At 69.4% G+C, this 20,984-nt stretch carries 21 protein-coding genes and 2 tRNA genes; 11 read left to right on the top strand and 12 right to left on the bottom strand.

Translation table 11 applies throughout. The annotated features are described in order from the left end of the window. Positions 1-20: 20 nt before the first annotated feature. The gene (locus tag DJ019_RS10760) at positions 21-971 is read right to left on the bottom strand and encodes a glycosyltransferase family 9 protein (RefSeq protein WP_111276035.1); all 951 of its coding nucleotides are present in this window, start codon (positions 969-971) and stop codon (positions 21-23) included. After that, the gene (locus tag DJ019_RS10755; RefSeq protein ID WP_111276034.1) at positions 968-1,303 is read right to left on the bottom strand and encodes a DUF1491 family protein; all 336 of its coding nucleotides are present in this window, start codon (positions 1,301-1,303) and stop codon (positions 968-970) included. Before DJ019_RS10755 ends, DJ019_RS10760 begins: the two co-directional genes overlap by 4 nt. Positions 1,304-1,454: 151 nt before the next feature. Between DJ019_RS10755 and DJ019_RS10750 the strand changes: the two genes are divergently transcribed. Then, positions 1,455-2,303: a hypothetical protein gene (locus tag DJ019_RS10750; protein ID WP_240606443.1), complete on the top strand. Its 849-nt coding sequence runs from the start codon at positions 1,455-1,457 to the stop codon at positions 2,301-2,303. Positions 2,304-2,308: 5 nt separating this feature from the next. Here DJ019_RS10750 and DJ019_RS10745 read toward each other — a convergent pair whose 3' ends face one another. Then, complete coding sequence (locus DJ019_RS10745) at positions 2,309-3,952, bottom strand: sensor histidine kinase (protein WP_111276032.1); 1,644 nt, start codon at positions 3,950-3,952, stop codon at positions 2,309-2,311. A gap of 152 nt (positions 3,953-4,104) precedes the next feature. On the opposite strand from DJ019_RS10745, the gene DJ019_RS10740 reads away from it, so the two are divergent. Further along, entirely contained in the window at positions 4,105-4,863 is a 759-nt protein-coding gene (locus DJ019_RS10740) for a sensor histidine kinase (RefSeq protein WP_111276254.1), read from the top strand. A 44-nt stretch (positions 4,864-4,907) separates the two neighbouring features. Beyond that, positions 4,908-5,333, top strand: coding sequence for a SufE family protein (locus DJ019_RS10735; RefSeq protein ID WP_111276031.1), 426 nt, complete (start codon positions 4,908-4,910; stop codon positions 5,331-5,333). On the opposite strand, the gene mopJ is transcribed toward DJ019_RS10735, so the two are convergent. The 3 genes from mopJ to DJ019_RS10720 form a co-directional block, all read right to left on the bottom strand. Then, positions 5,330-5,839, bottom strand: a complete 510-nt coding sequence (mopJ, locus tag DJ019_RS10730) for a motility/cell cycle regulatory protein MopJ (RefSeq protein ID WP_111276030.1) — start codon at positions 5,837-5,839, stop codon at positions 5,330-5,332. The two genes, DJ019_RS10735 and mopJ, sit on opposite strands and share 4 nt — an antisense overlap. Before the next feature lie 163 nt (positions 5,840-6,002). Continuing rightward, positions 6,003-6,422, bottom strand: coding sequence for a Ros/MucR family transcriptional regulator (locus tag DJ019_RS10725; protein WP_111276029.1), 420 nt, complete (start codon positions 6,420-6,422; stop codon positions 6,003-6,005). Positions 6,423-6,714: 292 nt separating this feature from the next. Next, positions 6,715-7,593, bottom strand: coding sequence for a crotonase/enoyl-CoA hydratase family protein (locus DJ019_RS10720; RefSeq protein WP_111276028.1), 879 nt, complete (start codon positions 7,591-7,593; stop codon positions 6,715-6,717). 119 nt (positions 7,594-7,712) lie between these two features. On the opposite strand from DJ019_RS10720, the gene DJ019_RS10715 reads away from it, so the two are divergent. Together DJ019_RS10715 and DJ019_RS10710 are read left to right on the top strand one after the other, a co-directional pair. Further along, positions 7,713-9,251 carry an acyl-CoA synthetase gene (locus DJ019_RS10715; RefSeq protein WP_111276027.1) on the top strand — a complete coding sequence of 513 codons (1,539 nt, stop codon included), beginning with the start codon at positions 7,713-7,715 and terminating at the stop codon, positions 9,249-9,251. A gap of 85 nt (positions 9,252-9,336) precedes the next feature. Next, entirely contained in the window at positions 9,337-9,786 is a 450-nt protein-coding gene (locus DJ019_RS10710; protein ID WP_111276026.1) for a MaoC family dehydratase, read from the top strand. A 39-nt stretch (positions 9,787-9,825) separates the two neighbouring features. On the opposite strand, the gene DJ019_RS10705 is transcribed toward DJ019_RS10710, so the two are convergent. Further along, positions 9,826-10,665 (bottom strand): trypsin-like serine peptidase, encoded by an 840-nt coding sequence (locus DJ019_RS10705; RefSeq protein ID WP_111276025.1) that lies wholly within the window; start codon positions 10,663-10,665, stop codon positions 9,826-9,828. Positions 10,666-10,946: 281 nt separating this feature from the next. On the opposite strand from DJ019_RS10705, the gene DJ019_RS10700 reads away from it, so the two are divergent. The 5 genes from DJ019_RS10700 to fixJ all read left to right on the top strand — a co-directional run bounded on the left by DJ019_RS10700 (position 10,947) and on the right by fixJ (position 17,661). Continuing rightward, a complete protein-coding gene (locus DJ019_RS10700; protein ID WP_111276024.1) occupies positions 10,947-11,984 on the top strand; it encodes a Tox-REase-5 domain-containing protein in 1,038 nt (345 codons plus the stop codon). 794 nt (positions 11,985-12,778) lie between these two features. Then, positions 12,779-14,866: a S9 family peptidase gene (locus tag DJ019_RS10695; RefSeq protein WP_111276023.1), complete on the top strand. Its 2,088-nt coding sequence runs from the start codon at positions 12,779-12,781 to the stop codon at positions 14,864-14,866. Next, positions 14,863-15,408: a GNAT family N-acetyltransferase gene (locus DJ019_RS10690; protein ID WP_111276022.1), complete on the top strand. Its 546-nt coding sequence runs from the start codon at positions 14,863-14,865 to the stop codon at positions 15,406-15,408. Before DJ019_RS10695 ends, DJ019_RS10690 begins: the two co-directional genes overlap by 4 nt. A 200-nt stretch (positions 15,409-15,608) precedes the next feature. Continuing rightward, on the top strand, positions 15,609-17,084 hold the full coding sequence (locus tag DJ019_RS10685; RefSeq protein ID WP_165843979.1) for a two-component system sensor histidine kinase NtrB: 1,476 nt from the start codon (positions 15,609-15,611) through the stop codon (positions 17,082-17,084). Then, positions 17,068-17,661, top strand: a complete 594-nt coding sequence (gene fixJ, locus DJ019_RS10680) for a response regulator FixJ (RefSeq protein WP_240606442.1) — start codon at positions 17,068-17,070, stop codon at positions 17,659-17,661. Before DJ019_RS10685 ends, fixJ begins: the two co-directional genes overlap by 17 nt. Before the next feature lie 16 nt (positions 17,662-17,677). Here fixJ and DJ019_RS10675 read toward each other — a convergent pair whose 3' ends face one another. The 4 genes from DJ019_RS10675 to DJ019_RS10660 form a co-directional block, all read right to left on the bottom strand. After that, positions 17,678-18,424 (bottom strand): sensor histidine kinase, encoded by a 747-nt coding sequence (locus DJ019_RS10675; RefSeq protein WP_111276019.1) that lies wholly within the window; start codon positions 18,422-18,424, stop codon positions 17,678-17,680. A gap of 133 nt (positions 18,425-18,557) precedes the next feature. After that, positions 18,558-19,256, bottom strand: coding sequence for a response regulator transcription factor (locus DJ019_RS10670; protein ID WP_111276018.1), 699 nt, complete (start codon positions 19,254-19,256; stop codon positions 18,558-18,560). Positions 19,257-19,259: 3 nt separating this feature from the next. Further along, positions 19,260-19,661 (bottom strand): response regulator transcription factor, encoded by a 402-nt coding sequence (locus DJ019_RS10665; RefSeq protein WP_111276017.1) that lies wholly within the window; start codon positions 19,659-19,661, stop codon positions 19,260-19,262. A gap of 266 nt (positions 19,662-19,927) precedes the next feature. Continuing rightward, positions 19,928-20,001, bottom strand: a tRNA-Gln gene (locus DJ019_RS10660). Between the two features lie 153 nt (positions 20,002-20,154). On the opposite strand from DJ019_RS10660, the gene DJ019_RS10655 reads away from it, so the two are divergent. After that, positions 20,155-20,231, top strand: a tRNA-Pro gene (locus DJ019_RS10655). 102 nt (positions 20,232-20,333) lie between these two features. Here the strand turns inward: DJ019_RS10655 and DJ019_RS10650 are convergent. Next, positions 20,334-20,834, bottom strand: a complete 501-nt coding sequence (locus DJ019_RS10650; protein ID WP_111276016.1) for a hypothetical protein — start codon at positions 20,832-20,834, stop codon at positions 20,334-20,336. Between the last annotated feature and the right edge of the window lie 150 nt (positions 20,835-20,984).

Below are 20,984 nucleotides of genomic sequence, written 5' to 3'. Positions count from 1 at the left end.
CGTCCCGGCGGAAGCGGCCCTTACGCCACGCCGGCCCGAACCTGGGCCTCCACGGCCGCCACCACGGGCGCCCAGTCGAGGTCGGCGCCCTGCCGCCAGATGCGGGCCGTCGGGTACCAGGGATTGGGCTCGCGCTCGGGCCAGCGCCAGTCGGCGACGAAGGGAACCAGCACCCAGACAGGCTTGCCCATCGCCCCGGCGAGGTGGGCGACGGCGGTGTCGATACTGATGACGAGGTCCAGTCCGGCGATGATGTCGGCGGTGTCCAGGAAGTCGCGCGCGCCGGTCGCCGCGGGGGCCAGGGACATGGCGCCGGGCAGTTCCAGCAGGCGCTCGCCCAGATCGGGCCCCAGGGCGCGATTGGCGCCGGCCAGGTTCTTCAGGTTGCCGGCGGTCATCACCCCGATCCTGGCGGCGGGCGCGCGCGGCGCCGGCGCGGCGACATAGGGCGCGGACGGAAGGGTTTCCCAGGTCAGGTCGAAGCCGAGCGGCAGGGCGCTGGAGGGTATGTAGAAGTCGCAGGACAGGCTGACCGGCTGGTCCGAGGGCATGGCCTTCACACCGAGGGCGGCGACGAGGCGCACCAGTTCCGGCGGACACAGCCAGCTCACCTCGGCGCCCTTCTGGACCAGCAGCCTGGCGAACCGGGCGTACATGATCTGGTCGCCGAAGCCATGCTCGGACCAGATCAGGACCCGTTTGCCCGCGACAGGCTGGCCGCGCCACGGCGGAAAGGGCAGCTTCGGCGCGCCCTTGTCTTCCCGGCCCGGCACGCGCCGCCAGGCGTCGAACAGGGGGAAGCCCTCGACCAGCCGGCCGGTCTTCAGCAGGACGCTGCCCAGGGCGGCCTGGATGGCGGGGTCGGCCGGGGCGGCGACCAGCGCGCGCCGGAGGGCCGCCTCGGCCGCGGGCAGGTCGTTGCGCTCCCAGGCGGCGCGCCCGGCCTCGAAGTCGCCGATGGCGTCGCTCATGAACCCTTTTCCACCGGCTCGACCAGGAAATGGCGGCCTTCCCGGTCCTCGATCTCCACGACCCAGACGTCCGGGTCGATCCGCGCCGCGCGCTCGACATAGCGGTCGAGGTCGGCCTCCTGGCGCGAGGCTGCCGGCTCCATCCAGATGCGCTCCCCATCGCCCCGGGTCGCCTCGGCCAGCAGGCGCGCCTCGCCTGTCGACCGGTTCAGGACCTTGACCAGCACCGCGCCGGCGCGGGGGTCGCCCTTGCGCGCGACGACGGCGAAGCCGCCGCCTATCTCGACTCGACGAATAAGGGCGCCGACCCAGATGTCGGTGGACAGCAGCATGCGGCGCACAATGCTTCGCTAACCATGCACGTCAACCGCGGGGCAAGGCGCGGGCCGCTAGAGAGAGCCCTCAGACGGCCGGAACAAGGCCGCGCCAGATGGTGGACGCATGACGAGCACGCGCAGAAGCGCGGGGCCGGCGTCTCGGTGGATGGGGTTGCTGGGCATCGCGATTCTCGCGGCGCCCTCCAGCGTCGGCGCGCAGCCGGCGGACCTGTTCTTCGAGCGGACGGTGATGAGTGCGGCGGGCGACCGCTGCCGCCTGTTCACGCCCGAAGTGGCGGCGGCCCTGGCCGCCGGAGCCGCGCAGGCGCGGGGCGCGGCCCTGCGCGCCGGATCGGACGCCCGCGCGCTGAAGGCCGTGGAAGCCGACGCCCGGGCGCGGGCAGGCCGAATCAGCTGTGACAGCCGCGACCTCGCGATCGCGGCGAGCCAGGTGCGGGACGCCTTCGCCGGCTACCAACGGGTCACCCGCATGACCTACCACGGCGATGTCGCCGGGTGGCGGGCCGATCGGGGCGTCGGCCGAACGGCGCGCTGGCGGCTGGCGCAGGACACGACCTTCGGGTCCAATCGAATGACCTTCGGCCTCGCGGGCCGTGAAGGGGCGAACGCCCTGATCGCCGTGGCCGACTTCACGGACGACGCGGCCCCCTACTCCGCCCGCCTGGTGATGCGCGACAGCGCCCGGACCCTCGGCCCCTATCTCGACAATCGGTCGAAGCAGCCGCTGGGCCGCAAGCTGCCGCCACGCGCGGCCACCCGCGCCTTCCTCGCCGAGGCGCGCGGCGAGTCCGAGGCCGAGCTGCTGCCCAAGGGCGCGAGCGGCGGCTGGGCGTTCCGGTTCCCGGCGGCGGCGGCGGCGGCCCTGGCCGAGCTCGACCCGCGCGAGGCGGTGGCGGTGGAATTCCTGTTCCCCGGCGAGCGGGTGCGGACGGCCTATGTGGAGGTCGGCGACTTCGCTGCGGGCCGGGCCTTCCTGCAGATGGCGGCGCGGTAGCGGCGTCAGCCCTGGCGGCGCAGGGGCTGCTGGGCTTCTTCCACCAGCACCGGCAGGCGGACACCGACAGTCGTCCCCTCGCCCATGGCGCTTTCCACGGTCATCTCGCCGCCATGCAGGCGGGCGAAGGCGCGGACCAGGGACAGGCCGAGCCCGGAGCCGGCCGCCCGCTGCTCGGCGTCGCCAGCCTGTTCGAAGGGGCGGCCGAGACGGTCGAGGTCGTCCTGGGCGATGCCGACCCCGGTGTCGGCGACGATCAGCTCCAGGGTGTCGCCGTGGCCCTGGACGGTCACCGTCACCGAGCCGCCGCGCGGCGTGAACTTCAGCGCATTCGAGATCAGGTTGATGGCGATCTGCTTCACGGCCCGCCGGTCGGCGTCGACGGGAAGAGGCGCGATGGGCAGGACGCCGCGCAGGGCGACGCCCGACCGCTCGGCCTGGCCGCGCATCAGGCGCAGGACCGAGGTGACGGCGTCGCGGGCGTCGAAGGTCTCGATCGTCAGCTCGAAGCGCTCGGCCTCGATCTTCGACATGTCGAGGACGTCGTTGATGAGCTCGAGCAGGTGCGTGCCGCTCTCGTGGATCAGCTCGGCATACTCGGCGTAGCGGTCGCCCAGCGGGCCGAACAGGCGCTGCCGCATGATGTCGGAGAAGCCCATGATGGCGTTCAGCGGCGTGCGGAGCTCGTGGCTCATGTTGGCCAGGAAGCGCGACTTGCCGGCGTTCTGCTGCTCGGCGGTGACGCGCTCGGCCTCCAGGCGCTTCTCGCGCACGAACTGCTCGCGGGCGTCGCGGACGGCGGCGACGATGCGGCCCTCGTCGCCGGCGCGCAGGGTGACCTCCAGCCAGCCGTCGGGATCGCCGCCCTGGGCGACATAGACCGAGGCGCGTCCCTGCCGGGCGGCCAGGGCCAGGGCGCCGGCCAGGGCAGGCAGCTCGGCCTCGGGCACCAGGTGGCCCAGGCTGCGCCCCTCCAGGTCGTGCGGAGAATAGCCGCCGATGGTCGCGCCGGCGGCGGCGAGCACGCGCCCACCCCGGTCGAGACTGGCGAGGAGGAGCGGCTGGCGCTCCAGCAGCTCCAGCACTTGATCGACCCGCTCGCGGCGGCGCACGTCGCGCTGGCTCGTCCCCTGGAAGCCGACCAGCCCGGCGGCCAGACCGAGGGCGATCGTGGCCAGGGCCAGGAGGCTCAGCCAGGGGGCAAGTTGAGGATCGGCCTGCGGGAGGGGGAGAAGGGCGGTGTCCATAGCCGAGACCGCGGCGGCGGCGACCGAGGCCGCGGCGCCGAGGGCCAGCAGTTCGCGGCGGCGGAACACGGTGGCGGCTGCGGCCGGCGCGAGGCACCAGGCCGCCAGCGGACCCGTGACGCCGCCGGTCAGGTGGCATGCAGCCGCGCCGGCGAGACCCCAGACCAGGACGGCGGCCGCGTGACCTCGATGTCCCAGGGTCGACAGGAGGCCCCCTAGCCCGGCGGCGCCCGCACCGGCCGCCAGGGCCGCGAGGTCCGGCCCAACCGCCAGCCGCCCGGCGGCGGCGAGCCCGGCGGCGGTCGCCAGGACGAGGGCCGCCCAGGCGGCATGCCAAGCGATCCCGAACGCCGCATCGCTGCGGCGGCGCGCCTTCGACGATGTCGGGCGGGCCCTGGCCATGGTTAAATCTCGCTGGCCCTGTGAAGGCCGTGGGCGGACACTACCGGTCGCAAGGGATTCGGGCGAGCGTGCAGGTATTCACGCCCGAAAGACTTTCGTAAGCGGGCGGCGCCACCTTGCAGGCCCCGACCGAGCAGGCGCATCGCCGATCCATGGCTCACGAAGCCAACTCCTCGCCCGGCGCGCAATCCCGCGCCCAAGGCCGCATCGAGGCGGCCCTGGAAGAGCAGAAACGCTCATTCCTACGGATGGTGAGCCATGAGCTGCGCACGCCGCTGAACTCCATCCTGGGCTTCTCCGAGATTCTCACTGCGGAACTCTACGGTCCTCTCGGCTCTCCTCAATACAAGGAGTATGCCGAGATCATCCACGCCAGCGGCCAGAAGCTGCTGAAGCTGGTCAACCAGGTGCTGGAGATCGCGCGCCTGGAGGGCCGGACGATCGATTTCGACAGCGCCCACGAGGCGCTCGAACCGGCGCTCGACGACGTCCTGACGGGGTTGAAGCCCGAGCTGACGGCCCGGGGCGTGACGGTGGAGGTCGACGGGCGGGGCGCCCTGCCCACGGTGACCGCCGACAGCCGCGGCCTGCGCTCGGTGCTGACCCAGCTCGTGCACAACGCCGTCGCCTTCTCGCCCGAGGGCGGCTGCATCCATGTCTCGGCCGAACGCGTGGACGACGCGGTCGACATCCACATCCGCGACGAAGGCGAGGGGGTCGATCCGGCCGAGCTGCAGCGCCTGATGGCGCCGTTCGAGCAGGGGGAGAACGCCCTGACCCGCAAGGCCGAGGGCGCGGGCCTGGGCCTTCCGATCGCGGACCTGACCTGCAAGGCCATGGGCGGGCGGCTGAAGCTGACTTCGGCCGAGGGCGAGGGCCTGACCGCGACCGTCCGCCTCCCCGCCGGCTGATGGCGGTTGCGCGCGCGGGCTTCGGTCCTTAAGTCGCGCGCCACATGTCCGACATCGACGACGCGCTGACCGAACTCCGCGACGAGTTCGACCTCCTGGGGGACTGGGAGGAACGCTACCGCTATGTGATCGAGCTGGGCCGGGACCTGGCGCCCCTCACCGACGCCGAGCGGTCCGACGCCAACAAGGTGCGGGGCTGCGCCAGCCAGGTCTGGCTGGTGACCGAGCCGCAGGAAGACGGGACGCTGAGGTTCCGCGGCGACTCCGACGCCCATATCGTGAGCGGCCTGATCGCCCTGCTGCTGCGGCTCTATTCCGGCCGCGCGCCCGCCGACATCCTGGCGTTCGACGCCAAGGCCGCCTTCGATCAGCTCGGGCTGGCGGGGGCGCTGTCGTCACAGCGGTCCAACGGGCTGGCGTCGATGGTCCAGCGGATCCGGCGGGACGCCGAGGCCGCGTTGGCGGCTTAGGCCGCGGCCGCCGCGCCGGGCGCGGGGCGGATGCCGCTGGAGATCGCGCCCATGCCCACGACGGCGTCGTAGCCGAGGATCATGTTGACGTCGCCCGCCTCGCTGACCAGCGGCAGGCGGATCCAGACGATCGAGAGGTGCGAGGCGCCGCGCCAGGCCAGGCTGTGCACGCCCACGCCAGGCTTGCGCTCCTGGACCACCTTGCCGAGCTCGTGCCGCCAGTATTCCGCGGCGGCGGAGTTGTAGATCTCGGCCAGCGTGCGGCCCGTGATCTCGCGCCCGTACACATTGTAGAGGCCGGTGCCGGCCAGGCGCACCCGATAGTCCAGTCCGTCGCCCCGCAGCACGTCCACCAGGCTGACGGTGGGCAGGAGGCGCTTCATGTGGCCGGGGTCGATCTCGCGCCGGGTCGGGGCTGGCGCCCCCGCCTTCAGCGAGTTCCAGTAGGCGAACATTTCCTCATGCGCGCGGATCGCCGCGGCCGGGGGACCTAACTGCGCCGCCATGTGATGAGTCTGCAATAACGGCTTGGATTCATGATGAATCACATAAGGCCTGACCCGCGAATCGGCGGCAAGCCGAAATTGGTTAACGCCAAAGAAAAACGCCCGCCGGTGTGTCCGGCGGGCGTCTTCGCATCACGTCGGGCGCGCGGCGCGCGCCGGCGCCTCAGCGCTTCTTCTTGGGCGCCTGGCGGCCACCCTGGCCGAGGCCCATCTGCTTGGCGAGGTCGGACCGCGCCTTGGCGTAGTTCGGAGCCACCATGGGATAGTCCTTCGGCAGGCCCCACTTGGCCCGGTATTCCTCAGGGCTCATGTTGTACTTGGTCCGCAGGTGCCGCTTCAGCGACTTGAACTTGCGGCCGTCCTCCAGGCAGACGAGGTAGTCGGGCGTGATCGACCGGCGGATCGGCACAGCCGGTTCCTTCGGCGCGACTTCGACCGTCTCGGTTCCGGACGAAACGCCGGCCAGGGCCCGGTGAACGCTCTGGATCAGCCCCGGCAGGTCGGCGGCCGCCACAGTGTTGTTGCCCACATAGGCGGAAACGATGTCCGCCGTCATCTCGATGACTTCCGTCTTCTCGTCCATTTCTCTGGTTCCGAAGTTCGACGCCGGATTACGACGTCTTGTGATTCTCAAACTCGGTTCGCCGTCATTATCGGCATCCGAGACACTATACAACCGGGAAACACAGAATTGCGGACACGCCTATTCCGAGAACAGAAGTCGCGTGCAACGTAAACAACGCTTCAACCACGCAGTCGAATTGGCTTCCGCCTCTACCTTTTCGAACGACTTGGCCCGGCGTCCGAGAACGGCCCCCAAAACGAAACGGCGCCCACGAGGGGCGCCGCCGGATCCGTAGCTGGGGATCGAAGACCTATTCGAAGGTCGGTTTGGTCCAGTGCGGCCAGATATTCGGCACGTCCTTCGAGACCTTGTCCGGGTAGTTCGGCGGGCGCTTCTCGAGGAACGAGGTCACGCCCTCCTTGGCGTCGCCCGAGCGGCCGCGGGCCTCGATGGCGCGGCTGTCGGCCTTGTGGGCCTCCATCGGGCCGGAAGCGCCGGCCATGCGCCAGATGAGCTGGCGGGTGATGGCGATCGATACGGGCGCGGTGTTGTCGATGATCTCGCGCGCCAGGGCGCGGGCCGCGGGCAGGAGGTCCTCCGGCGCATGGATCGAGCGGACCAGACCCTTGTCCAGGCCTTCCTGGGCCGGGAAGATCCGACCGGTGAAGCACCACTCCAGCGCGGTCTGGATGCCGACCAGATGCGGCAGGAACCAGGACGAGCCGGCCTCCGGATTGATGCCCCGGCGGGCGAAGACGAAGCCGTAGCGGGCGTCGGTCGAGGCCAGGCGGAAGTCCATGGCGAGCTGCATGGTGACGCCGATGCCCACGGCCGCGCCGTTGCAGGCCGAGATCACCGGTTTCAGGCTGTCGTAGATCCGCAGGGTGACAAGGCCGCCGCCGTCGCGGTGCACGCCCTGCTCCTGCCGGGCCGCCTGGTCGGCGCCGCCGCGGGAATCGTAGTCGAAGGTCTGGGCGCCGGCCGAGAGGTCGGCCCCGGCGCAGAAGGCGCGTCCGGCGCCGGTGATGATCACCGCCTTCACATTGTCGTCCCCGTCGGTCTCGTCGAACGCGGCGATCAGCTCCTTCATCATCGTGGTGTTGAAGGCGTTCAGCTTGTCCGGCCGGTTCAGCGTGATCGTCGCGATCCCGTCTTCCACCGAATAGAGCAGCGTTTCGAAGCTGGGCATGAGGTCTCCTGGTCTCTTTTGCGCGCGCCATACCGGGCGGTTGACGGACGGTAGGTCAAGGCCCGCAATTCGCGTCTGACAGAGGGCCGGCGAAAGACCGGCGCCCGGGAGACTTGTGCATGCATCCGGCGACCCACGCGAAGACCCATCCCGACCGCCCCGCGTACATCATGGCGGGCTCGGGCGAGACCGTGACCTACAAGCAGCTCGACGAGCGGTCGAACCAGGGAGCGCACCTGTTCCGCTCGCTGGGCCTGAAGGCTGGCGACGTGATCGCCATCTTCATGGAGAACCACCCGCGCTACTTCGAGATCGCCTGGGCGGCGCAGCGCAGCGGCCTCTACTACACCTGCATCTCGTCGAAGCTGACGGCCGGTGAAGTCGAATACATCGTGGGCGACTGCGGCGCTAAGGTGCTGATCACCTCCGCCGGCGTCGGCTCGGTCGTGGACGACCTGCCGGCGCACCTGAAGGGCGTGAAGCTCTACATGGTCGGCGAGACCCGCCCGCCCTACGAAAGCTTCGAGGCGGCGCGCGAGACGTTCCCGACCACCCCGATCGCCGACGAGACCGCCGGCTCGGACATGCTCTATTCGTCCGGCACCACCGGCCGGCCCAAGGGCATCAAGCCGGCCCTGACCGGCGCGGCCATCGACGAGCCGAACGCGCTCGTCATGATGACCCAGACCCTGTTCGGCTTCCCGCCGGGGTGCACCTACATCTCGCCGGCGCCGCTGTATCATGCGGCCCCGCTGCGCTGGTGCATGAGCGTGCACAAGCTGGGCGGCACGGTCATCGTCATGGAGAAGTTCGACCCCGAGGTCGCCCTCCAGCTGATCGAGAAATACAAGGTCAACGTCGGCCAGTTCGTGCCGACCCACTTCGTGCGGATGCTGAAGCTGCCGGAGGAAGTCCGGAAGAAGTACGACGTCAGCTCGATGGTCTCGGCGGTGCACGCCGCCGCGCCCTGCCCCGTCCCCGTGAAGGAGCAGATGATCGCCTGGTGGGGCCCGGTGATCTACGAATACTACGCCGGCACCGAGGGGAACGGCTTCTGCTTCATCAAGGCCGACGAGTGGCTGACCCACAAGGGTTCGGTCGGCCGCGCCGTGCTGGGCGAACTGCGCATCTGCGACGAAGAGGGCGAGGCCCTGCCCCCGCGCACCGAGGGCGTGGTCCACTTCGCCGGCGGCCCGCCGCTCAGCTACCACAACGCCCCCGAAAAGGTGGCCGAGGGCACCAACAAGCACGGCTGGACCACCCTGGGCGACGTGGGCTGGGTCGACGAGGAGGGCTTCCTCTACCTCACCGACCGCAAGAGCTTCATGATCATCTCGGGCGGGGTGAACATCTATCCGCAGGAGATCGAGAACCTGCTGATCGGCCACCCCAAGGTCGCCGACGCCGCCGTGGTCGGCGCGCCGCACGAGGAGATGGGCGAGCAGGTGGTCGCGGTCATCCAACCTGCCGACTGGGCCGAGGCGGGCGACGCCCTGCGCGACGAACTGATGGCCTTCGCCCGGGCGAACCTCAGCCACGTGAAGGCGCCCCGGAAGCTGGACTTCATGGAGGAGCTGCCGCGCCACCCGACCGGCAAGCTCTACAAGCGCCTGATCCGCGACGCCTACTGGGGCAAGGAAGGCTCGAAGATCGTCTGAGCCGGACCTCGCCGCTCCGTCTTCGCACGGACGGCGAGCCCTGCTACAGCCGAACACCTGTTTTACCGCACGAGGGAGCGAACGAATGAACCCGGTCGAAATCAAGGACCTGCCCGGCATGGTGGGCCAGGAAGTGGGCGTGTCGGACTGGGTCCTCATCGACCAGGACCGGGTCAACAAGTTCGCCGAGGCCACCGGCGACCACCAGTGGATCCACGTGGACGTCGAGCGCGCCACCAAGGAGATCGGCGGCCCGATCGCCCACGGCTACCTGACCCTGTCGCTGATCCCGATGCTGGGCGCCGGCATGCTGCCGGTGAAGGGCGTGACCCGCGGCATCAACTACGGCTCGGACAAGGTGCGCTTCACCAACATGGTCCGCGTCGGCAAGCGCGTGCGCATGCGCCAGAAGCTGATCGGCGCCGAGCCCAAGGCCGGCGGCATGCAGCTCAAGAACGAGTGCACCATCGAGATCGAGGGCGAGGATCGCCCGGCGTGCGTCGCCGAGACCATCTCGGTCCTGTACGGCGCCTGAGGACGCAAGGCTCCTCCGGTCCGCCGGGGGAGCCGCTTCCTAGTTGCGCGCGGCCTCTTCGGCGGAGGCCGTCCGCCCACCCGCGACGCTGGTCGTCGTCTCGGCGACCGTGGCCGGGGCCAGCGGGTTCTGCATCAGGTCGATCGTCTCGCGGATGTATTTCGCGTGGGTGACGATGCCGATCTCCAGCCGCTCGCTGTTCAGCTCCACCTGCTGGGTCAGGAGACCCGCGATGAAACCCGGGTCGCGCGGCGCGTCCGACACCTGGGTCACGCCGGGCTGCGCCTTGGTCGCGCGGCTGACGAACACCGGCCCGCCCGAGTTGCCGGGGAAGACCGAGAAATCGAGCAGGAAGGTGGGGAACACCTTGGCCGGCGCGATCGGGTAGGACGCGATGCGGCCCGAGCGCAGGATCGGGAAGCCGGCGGAATTGGCCGACAGGCCGCGCGGGAAGCCGAGCGCCATCATCTCGTCGCCGGCGCCGACCTGCTCCTCAGCGAAGGTGTCGTCCGCGGCCAGGTAGTTCACCGGCAGGGCGGCCCTGGCGAACTCCGGCGGCGCCTTGATGCTGATGGCCGCCACGTCGCGGCTGGGGTGGTGCGTCCAGAGCGCCCCGCCCTCGGCGTCGCGGATCTTGAACGGCTGGGGCGCATAGCTCCACGACCCGTCCGGGTTGGAGACCCGGTAGCCGATCCGCACCGTGGCGCCCGGCATCTTTTCCAGCACATGGTTGGCGGTGACCAGGACCGTGCGCGGCGCGCCGTCCGGGCCGGGCGCCGAGATGAGGAAGCCGGTGCCTACCGTGCGCGTCCCGTCGCCGAGCGGCTGCTCGAGCTGGACAGTCGCGTGGATCAGCTCGACCGCAAGGTCCATGACCATGGTGGTCCCCGTTACTCTACTTAGGCCCCTCGCGTCCTTGATGCGCGATCTCGATGCACAAGTAGTGAATCACGGAATCCGCGGCGCCAACAAGTCGCCACTTTTCGCTGCGGCCCGACGCCGCGCGCGGGATCGCGCAGGGGGGGCAATCGAGGCCCAACCCCGTTCAGCGCGCGGCCAACAGACAGCACGTTGCGCCTTCAACAAGCACCACCATAAGTTCTTGCTTTGTTCCCACCTTCGTGAGACAACCTTACGGCGAAGGTTGGTGGGGGAGCGATTTGGAAGCGAAGCGGAACTACCCAGACAGGCTGGAAGGCGAAGCGCTGCGGCGCTGGTACGAGCGCAGCCCTGAAGAGATCGGAGAAGAGCGGCGGCTTGCCGAGCAACTGGAGTTCGACGCCTACAATGCTCGGACCCGCCGGCTGGCGCGAATCGTCGACGATGTCGCGGCCGAGCGCGTCGCTGACGCCTATCTTGCGGATCAGGACAGCGGGATCTGGCAGGAAGCGCGGCTCACGCCTCGGCCCGTACGCCCGCCACTCCGGGCGCCTGAAGCACCGCGTGCTGGCCCCATCCCGCGTTACCCATCCACGCCGACCAAAACAGAGCGGGGCTTCTTCGGCGATTTCGATCCGATCCCTAATCCTAACCTGGGACCTGCCTATCTGACCGGGCTTCCAGCCCCGCTCGGACAGGTCGAGCCGAAGGGCGGTGATCGCTACAGGCTGAGCGACGGCAGTGTGGTTAGCCGCACGGAAGTCGATCGGCTCTACGCTGAGCAGCGGCTCCGCATGGAAGGCCAGGAAGACGCCGAGCCGGCGCCGTACGCCAAGCGGGTCGATCGCCTGCGCGATGGCTCTGTCCCAGTCGCGGCGCAGCTCCGGCCTCGCGAGCGAGAGTACGATCCCACCTGTCACCCCAACGGCGGTTGGGAGCTGGACGCGAACTTTCCAAAGTACCCGGAGCGCACCAAACGGTTCGAGACTCAGATCACTCGCGCGACGGGCGTCGATTACGTCGTGCGGAACCCGGGCGAGCGCCCCGTGAAGTTCGACGGCTGCGCAGTGTGGAGCCCCCGACGCGAACTCCTGGAGGCGAAAGGGCCGGGGTACGATGCACTGATCGACGCCGGAAGCCGATATCGCTTCCTGCCCAGCATCACGCGCAAGGCGGCGACTCAGATGGGGCGGCAAGCCGCAGCCACGCAGGGCCGGCTCATCAACTGGCATGTGGCCGAACCTGGAGCCAATGACTTCTTTTCGGAGCTCCTCCCGGCTGGCGCCCCGATCACTGTTCAACACACCCCGGCGAGGTGATCATGGAGCTGATCTCACCCTTTTGCTCCGATAAGCGACACAGGCGTCGTGTGTTCGCTTGCGCGTGGCCTGAGCGCCCCGAAGACGGGCGACAGGTCGCCGAGCGGCTGCACGACCTGTCCGGTCGACTTCTGGAGATCCCCGCCTTGGCCTTCGACATATGGCCGGCGTTCGATATGAGGGCGGCGCGAGTGACTGACCCCGGCCCGGTAAGATCCATGACGGTGGAGGATCTCGGGCGTCTGATGGAGCGGCGCGGGCGGTTTGATCCACCCAGGCTGCCGGCGCCCGTAGGGCCTGAGGGGTACAATATCGCGTTTGGCGGCCACGCGAGTTTCCCGCCTACGCGCGCAGAGGAGCTTGCCGTATACATACGGATAGGGCGCTCGAGGCCCGGAAGCCTGAACCATGCCTATGTTGAACCACGGCTCGACAGCGCGATCTGGTCGGAACCAGAAACGTCCCTGCGCCTCCTGGATTCAATGATCGAGGTGTTCGAAGCGCCCTGGGCCACTGCGTTCGGACGGATTCTGGGTGGTCTGGTTCCTGGCGCGACTGGGTCGATATGTGAACGTCCCTGGATGATTTGGTCCACCGAGCCCCCACCCCCAGCTTCCTGGGAACTCCAGAATTGGCAGCGCGCGCTGAGCGACTTTGGTCCGGCCCCGGAGGTGAGACCCCACCGGGGCGGACGCCTGTCCGTCTGGCCCTGACGGTGGAGAGAGCCCTCCTAACCTGGACATGCTCCCGTCTGGCCGCTTGAGCGCGGCGGCGCGCCGTCGCATCTAGCTGGCATGAGCCTGCCCACACCGCCCGTCGCCCCCAAGGTCCCCACGCGGATCGAACAGCTCGGCCGCGTCCGCACCGACGACTATGCCTGGATGAAGGACGACGGGTGGCAGCAGGTGCTGCGCGACCCCAAGGCCCTGCGCGCCGATGTGCGCGCCCACCTGGAGGCCGAGAACGCCTACACCAAGGCCGTGCTGGCCGAGACGGAGGCGCTGCAGGCGCAGCTGTTCGCCGAGATGAAGGGGCGCATCAAGGAGGACGACAGCTCGGTCCCCAGCCCCGACGGTGCGTTCGACTACTACGTCCGCTACGACCTGGGCGCGGAACACCCGATCCACGCCCGCCGCCCGCGCGGCGCCGAAGGGCCGGAGACGGTGCTGCTGGACGAGGAGGCGCTGTCCAAGGGCAAGGCCTATTTCCACGTCGGCGCGGCGAGCCACAGCCCCGACCATGCCCTGTTCGCCTGGGCCGCCGACGACCAGGGCTCGGAATACTACGAGATCCGGGTGAAGGACCTGGCCACCGGCGCCGAGCTGGGGACGCCGATCGAGAGCGCGTATGGCGACTTCGTCTTCTCGCCCGACAGCCAGTGGATATTCTGGATCTGGCGCGACGAGAACGCCCGGCCGGCCAAGGTCTTCCGTCGGCCGGCCCGCGGTGGCGAGGACGCGCTGGTCTACGAGGAGGCCGACGACGGCATGTTCCTGGGCGTCGGCGTCGCGGCGGACGACAGCCACATCCTGATCCACGTGGGCAACCAGGAGACCACCGAGCTGTGGCTGATCCCGGCCGCCGAGCCGACGGCCGCGCCGGTGGTGGCGGAGCCGCGACAGGTGGGGGTGAAGTACGCCCTGGACCACTGGACCGACCGCTGGGTGATCCGCACCAACGCCGACGGCGCGGTGGACTTCAAGCTGTGCGTTTCCGAGGCGGCGGTCCCGACGAAGGGCACGTGGCGCGACTGGATCGGCCATGAGCCGGGCCGCTACATCACCGGCTTCGCCGCCTATGCCGGCCACCTGATCCGCGCCGAGCGGGTGAACGCCCTGGACCGCCTGGTGGTGATGGCCCGGGGCGGCGAGGAGCACATCGTCGACTTCGACGAGGAGGCCTACGCCCTGAACCTGGAGGGCGGGTACGAGTACGAGACCACGCTCACCCGCTTCGTCTATCAGTCGCCGACCACGCCGCGGCAATGGTTCGACTACGACATGGCGAGCCGCGCGCGCACCCTGCGCAAGACCCAGGAGGTGCCGTCGGGCCACGACCCGTCGCGCTATGTCGCCCGCCGGCTCCACGCCAGGGCGGCCGATGGGGCCGAGGTGCCGATCACCCTGCTGATGCGGAAGGATGTGGCCCAGGACGGCTCGGCGCCGGTGCTGCTCTACGGCTACGGCAGCTACGGCCACGCCATGGAGCCCAGTTTCTCGATCCGCAACCTCAGCCTCGTTGACCGCGGCTGGATCTGGGCCACGGCGCACATCCGCGGCGGCTCGGACAAGGGCTGGGGCTGGTTCCTCGACGGGCGCAAGGAGAAGAAGCCCAACACCTTCACCGACTTCATCGCCTGCGCCGAGCACCTGGTGGCCGAGGGCTATGCCTCCAAGGGCCGGATCGCGGCCTACGGCGGCTCGGCCGGCGGGATGCTGATGGGGGCGGTGGCCAACCTGAGGCCCGACCTCTGGGGCGCGATCATCGCGGCGGTGCCGTTCGTGGACGTGCTGAACACCATGAGCGACACCACCCTGCCGCTGACGCCGCCCGAGTGGCCCGAGTGGGGCAACCCGATCGAGGACGCGGCCGCCTACGACCTGATCGCCAGCTACAGCCCCTACGACCAGGTGGGCGCGAAGGCCTATCCGCCGATCCTGGCGACCGGCGGCCTCTCGGACCCGCGCGTCACCTACTGGGAGCCGGCCAAGTGGGTGGCCAAGCTGCGCGAACATGCGACGGGGGACGCCCCGATCCTGCTCAAGATCAACATGGAGGCCGGCCACGGCGGGGCCTCGGGGCGTTTCGACTTCCTGAAGGAGATCGCCCTGGACTACGCCTTCGCCATCTGGGCGCTGGAGAAGAGCTGGACCAAGGCATGATCATCCGGGCGGCGACGGCGGACGATGCGGAGGCGCTGGCGGCCATCTATGGTCACCACGTGCTGCACGGCTTCGGCACCTTCGAGGAGGAGCCGCCGTCGGCCGCCGAGATGGAGAGCCGGCGGGCGGCGATCGCCGGGCGCGGCCTGCCCTATCTGGTCGCCGAGGACGCGGGCCGGGTGCTGGGCTTCGCCTACGCCGGGCCGTTCCGCCCCAGGCAGGCCTATCGCTACACCCTGGAGGACAGCGTCTACATCGCCCCCGACGCGGTCGGCCGGGGCGTGGGCAAGGCCGTGCTATCGGCGGTGATCGCGGCCTGCGAAGCGCTCGGCATAAGGCAGCTCGTGGCCGTGATCGGCGATTCCGGGAATGCGGCGTCAATCGGACTGCACCGGTCGCTGGGGTTCATGGACGCCGGCGTCGGCAGGAGCTTCGGCTGGAAGCACGGGCGCTGGGTCGACATCGTCTGGATGCAGAAGGCGCTGAACGGCGGAGACCAGACGGCGCCGGTTGGCCCGGGCGCCCGTCTGTCGGGAAGCTGACGCAAGTATAGACGTCGAGAGGCGAAGATCCGGCCGAAAATTCGCGAAATAGGCGAGCAGGCCGAGAGGCCTACACCCTTATGTAGATGTACGTAATTGCTTAGCGGGCGAATTTTCCGCACAACACGTTTCGTCGGCGGGGACCGACGCGGAATGCACAATACATGCTTCGGTTGTGGACGGGAGACAACACAACCGACGTGGCAGATTCAAGGACACCCCCCAGCGCAGCGAGGGGGCAGCTTGTCGCGATCGCGGCGAGCATTGTCGTCCTGGCGGTCCAGCTCTGGCTGCGCCCGATCTTCGGCCACTCGGTTTACCTGCTATGCGCGCCCGCGCTGCTGGCGAGCCTGTGGCTCGGCGGCTGGCTGGCGGGCGTCAGCGTCACCATCCTGACCGTCGGCGCAGGGTTCGTCCTCGACCTGGGCGGCTCGGCGGGCCTGACGCATCAGGTGGTCGAGCCCGCCACCTTCATGGGCATCGGGCTGCTGGCGTCGGAAGGTTTCCGCCGGCTGGAGGACGAGCGACGCCGGACCCTGGACCTGGTCCGCCGCCAGCGCCGGCGCGAGGCGCTGCTGCAGGCCGGCCTCGACATCGTGGCCGACGCCCTGGTGGTCACCGAGGCCGACGGCCAGATCCACATGTTCAGCAACGCCGCCGAGCGCCTGTTCGGCTGGAAGGCCGACGACATGATCGGCCAGAGCTTCAGCCGCCTGATGCCCCCCGGCGAGGACGCCGCGCTGTCGGACGCCGACGGCGAGGACGTCAGCGGCAGCATCCGGCAGGTCACCGGCCTGCGCCGCGACGGCTCGACCTTTCCGATGGAGCTGCAGATCGCCGAGGTGCGCGCCGACGCCTCGCGCTTCCTCGCCATGGTGGTGCGCGACCTGACCTCGACCCAGGAGGCCGAGCGCCGGTCCGAGGAGCTGCGGGCCCAGCTCACCCAGCTCTGGAGCGCCAACTCCATGGGCGAGATGGCGTCGGTGCTGGCGCACGAACTGAACCAGCCGCTGTCCGCCGTGGCGAACTACCTGCGCGCCGCGCGCAACATCATCGCGCGGATGGAGCTGGAGGACGACGACCTGATCGACGCCGTGGCGCGGGCCGGCGACCAGGCCGTGCGGGCCGGCGAGATCGTCCGCACGATGCGCGACCTAGCGACGCGGGGCGGGACGCTGCAGAAGCCGGAGAGCCTGTCGGCGATCATCCGCGAGGTGGACTTCATCATCGCCCTGATGGCCCGGGACGCCAATGTCCGCGTCGTCTACGACCTCTACAAGGGCGACGATACGGTCATGGCGGACCGGATCCAGATACAGCAGCTTGTGGTCAACCTGGCGCGGAACGCTATTGAAGCTGTCACCAAGTACCCGAACCGTCAGCTCAACATTTCCACCAAACTGGATTCAGCGAACCAGCTGATCACATCTGTAGAAGACAGTGGTCCAGGCATCGACCCCAGCGTCACCGACCGCCTGTTTCAGCCGCTGGCCAGCACTAAGCCCGAGGGAATGGGGCTGGGCCTGTCCATTTCGAGTGCTATAGTCGAAAACCATAGGGGGCGGATCTGGGTCGAGCCTAGCCGTCTGGGTGGCGCCGCGTTCTGTTTTGCGTTGGCGCGGGCAGGTGAGGATGGTGGCGACAACGGCCGAGAGGACGGTGTACGTCGTCGATGACGACGACGCGGCGCGGGACTCGCTGGTCATGCTTCTCAAGTCGGACGGACTGCTCGCCAAGGGCTTCGCCTCCGCGCACGACTTCCTGGCGACCTTCGACCCCGAAGCCCGCGGCTGCATCGTCAGCGACCTGCGGATGCCCGGCATGGACGGGATCGAACTGATCCGTGAGCTGAGGAGCGTCGGCTGCATCCTTCCGGTGATCGTCATCACCGGCCACGCCGACGTCAGCCGGGCGGTGGACGCCATGAAGGCCGGCGCCAGCGACTTCATCGAGAAGCCGTTCGAGAGCGAGCAGCTCCTGCGCGTGATCCGGGCCTGCCTGGAGGACAACGACGCCGCCGTCGACGCCAATTCGGCCAAGACGCGCGTCCTGCGCCGCCTGGAAAGCCTGACCGCCCGCGAGCGCCAGGTGCTGGACCTGATCATCGAAGGGGCCAGCAACAAGATCATCGCCGCCCGGCTGTCGATCAGCCCGCGCACGGTGGAAATCTACCGCGCCAACGTCATGTCGAAGATGCGCGCCGACAGCCTCTCGGACCTGATCCGCTCGACGATCACCGCCGGCGCGGCCTGAGCTCTCCCACCCGCCGTCACGCCCTCGGCAGATAGATGATCGCCGTCGTCCCGCGCCCTTCGGCCGAGACCAGCCGTAGCGCGCCGCCGGCGCGGTGGACGAAGTCCTGCACGCTCGACAGCCCCAGGCCCGAGCCACCGCAGGCCCCGCGGGTCGTGAAGCGGGCCTCGGTCGCGCGCGCAAGCACCTCCGGCGACATGCCGACTCCGGTGTCCGCGACCGAGAAAGCCACGTAGCGGCCCGGCGAAAGCCCGAGGTCGGCGGCGGCGAGCGGCGTCAGCTCAACGCCATCCGCGGCGAGGACCATGTCGCCGCCATCCGGCATGGCGTGGCCGGCGTTGACGCAGAGATTGAGCAGCGCCGAGTCCAGGTCGATCGGGGGCGCCGCGCAGAGCAACGCAGGCTCGCTGGCCGTCGCCGTCACGGTCACGCCCCGCGGCGCCGACAGTCGCGCCATGCGCGCCGCCGCGCACACGGCCTCGGCGCCATCCACGAGCGAGGGCGCGGGACCCGGCCGGGTCAGGTCCACGAGGCGCTGGAGCAACTCGGCCCCGCGCTCGGCCGCATCCTGGCTGAGTTCGGCCAGCTCGCGGCCGTCGGAGCCTTCCGGAAGGCGCGAGGCCAGCGCCTCGTTGGCCGCCAGGATCACGGCCAGCAGGTTGTTGAAATCGTGGGCCAGCACGCCGGCCTGCCGCTGCAGGACGGCCAGTTCGTCGGCTGGCCGCGCCGCCGGGCTCCGTTCCGCGAAACCGTCGAACGCCACTGGGGTCGCACCTCGATCATGGCCGGAATGTGGCCAGACAAATCTTCATCATGCGCGCGGCCGGGGCGCACCCCGAGACGACTACCTAGGTAGACTCCCTGAGCACGTGGCCCCGCCCCTGCGCCGCCCCGGTTCAGGCCGCCAGGCGGTCCTGCGCGCCGGGCTTGTCGCGCAGCATGTAGCCGCCGCCCCAGACCGTCTCGATCAGGTTCTCGCCGCCCGCCGCCGCGATCTTCTTGCGCAGCTTGCAGATGAAGACGTCGATGATCTTGATCTCCGGCTCCTGCAGCCCGTTGTAGAGGTGGTTGAGGCACGCCTCCTTGGTCAGGACCGTGTTCTTCCGGAGCGAGAGCAGCTCCAGCATCTTGTACTCGCTGGGGGTCAGGTGGATCGGCTGGCCGTTCACCTCGGCGCTGCGGGTGTTGAGGTTGAGCGCGATCGGACCGGTGCGGATGACCGAGTCCACGTGGCCGCGGGAGCGACGGACGACGGCGTTGATGCGGGCCGACAGCTCGGCCTTGTGGAACGGCTTGGTCACATAGTCGTCGGCGCCGGCGGCCAGGGCCGAGACCTTGGAATCCACGTCAACGGACCCGGTCAGCATGATCACCGGGATGCCGATCTTCTTCAGCCGCAGCTCGCGCAGGGCCTCGGCGCCGGTGATGTCCTCGAGATCCAGGTCCATCAGGATGGCGTCGTACTCATAGATCTCGGCCAGTTCCACGGCCTCCTCGCCCGAGGCGGTGAGCGAGACGTTGTGCCCGTCGGCCGCGAGGATGAGCTGAACGCTGCGCGCGGTGGCCGGATTGTCTTCGACGAGAAGGATGTGCATCGGTCAGTTCCCCAGTTCGGTTGCGCCAGGAAGTCCGCCCGCGATGACGGACTTCGAAATCTTCATCAGCTCGGCCATGCGGAAGGGCTTGGCGAGGACCTCGTCCGCGCCCAGGTGCTTGGCCCAGCTCAGGTAGTCGGCGCCCCGCGAACGGCCGGCGCCGGAAATGGCGATGACCTTCGGCGGCCGCGCGCCCTGTTTGATGGCGCGGATGGCCCCGATGCCCTCGATGTCGGGCATGACGATGTCGGTGACGACCAGGTCCGGCCGATGGGCGCTGGCCATGCGCACGCCCTTGCGGCCGTTGTCGGCGGAGACGACGCCGAAGCCCGCGGCCTGGAAGGCCATGGCCATCAGGCGCAGCAGCGCCGGATCGTCGTCGATGATGAGGACCTTGCCCTGCATCTGCTCCCCCGAGCCCGCTTCAGTCGTACGCCGTGGGGCTGCTGGATGGCCCGGCCACGTCGCTCGCGAAGAACAGGTGGCGGGTGGTCATCCGGGCGTCCCTCATCCGGTGTTCACTATGGTTAACGACTAAGAACCACAGTGATTCGGGGGCTGGAAATCCGGGGTGATTGCTTAAGTAGAATCCCGTGTGACGGGCTGTCGCAGCACGTGAGGGTTGCGGGATGAACCTAGGCTTGAGCCGGCCGCGGGGCTCAGGGGGGAAGTGGCTGGGGAACTAGGACTCGAACCTAGAATGACGGTACCAAAAACCGCAGTGTTACCATTACACCATTCCCCAGCAGGAACGGCTTCGTCGGGCGCGGAGCCCTTGGAGGCGGGGGAGATAGCGCAGCCGGCGGGCCGATGCAACGCCCTGTCGCAATCCCTTTTCAAAGCCTGTTCTGGCCGCTTGCGGGGCCGCCGCCCCTCCTCTATAAGCCCGCCTCCAAGTCGGAGTGTGGCTCAGTCTGGTAGAGCACTGCGTTCGGGACGCAGGGGTCGCAGGTTCAAATCCTGCCACTCCGACCATCTTCTCCGCCGCGCAAGCGGCGTGAGTTTCCTTTCCGAGAATTGACCCGCAAGGTCGGCCGCCGACCCGATCGGCGCGTGCGATCTTCGTCCCGGCGCCGCCTAGCGACCGCGCGCCGCGTCGGTTCGCGCGAGCCGCCCGTCCCGCCAGGCCAAATGCTGCACGCAGGGATCCGAGCCGGTTCCGCCGCAGTGGACGCCGTGCAGCTCCAGCCGCAGCGCCGGCGGCGTGTCGGAGACGGCGTGCCCCAGGACCTGGCGGTCGAGGACGACGCGATAGCGTCCGCCGGGCGTCGCGGCCCACACCTGCAGCGGGCAGCCGCCCGTGCCGCACAGGCGGCCGAGCGGGACCGCCGCGTAGTCCACCAGCCAGTCCGGCGTCGCGGCGCCGGAAAGCCGGACCGGGCGGAAGAGACCTTCGCCCTGGGCCAGGGCGTCCTCGGTGGCGCCGGCCTTCCGCAGGCGGGAAAGCGCCGAGCGTTCGACCTCGGGCGGCGGACGCGGGGCTTCGGCGGCGACGGACGCGCCGGCGGCGAACAGGTTTGGGCCGAGCAGGCCGGCAGCGACAATGGCCGCGGCGGCGGCGTTGCGGAGAATTCTCAAGGCGGCGGATCCATTTCGGTGTTGCCGTGCGGACGTGCGCCGTCGTAGCGCGTCGTCCAGTTTCCATGGTCTAGCTTCGCAAGCATGCGTTCGAAACCACCCACCGCCGGCGCGCAGGGGCATTCCGCCTGAACGACCCCCTGCTCATCG

Source organism: Phenylobacterium kunshanense, from assembly GCF_003254525.1.
GTDB lineage: Bacteria > Pseudomonadota > Alphaproteobacteria > Caulobacterales > Caulobacteraceae > Phenylobacterium > Phenylobacterium kunshanense.
The sequence above is the reverse complement of the archived record's forward strand: the minus strand, read 5'-3'. Positions and strand labels throughout refer to the sequence as shown.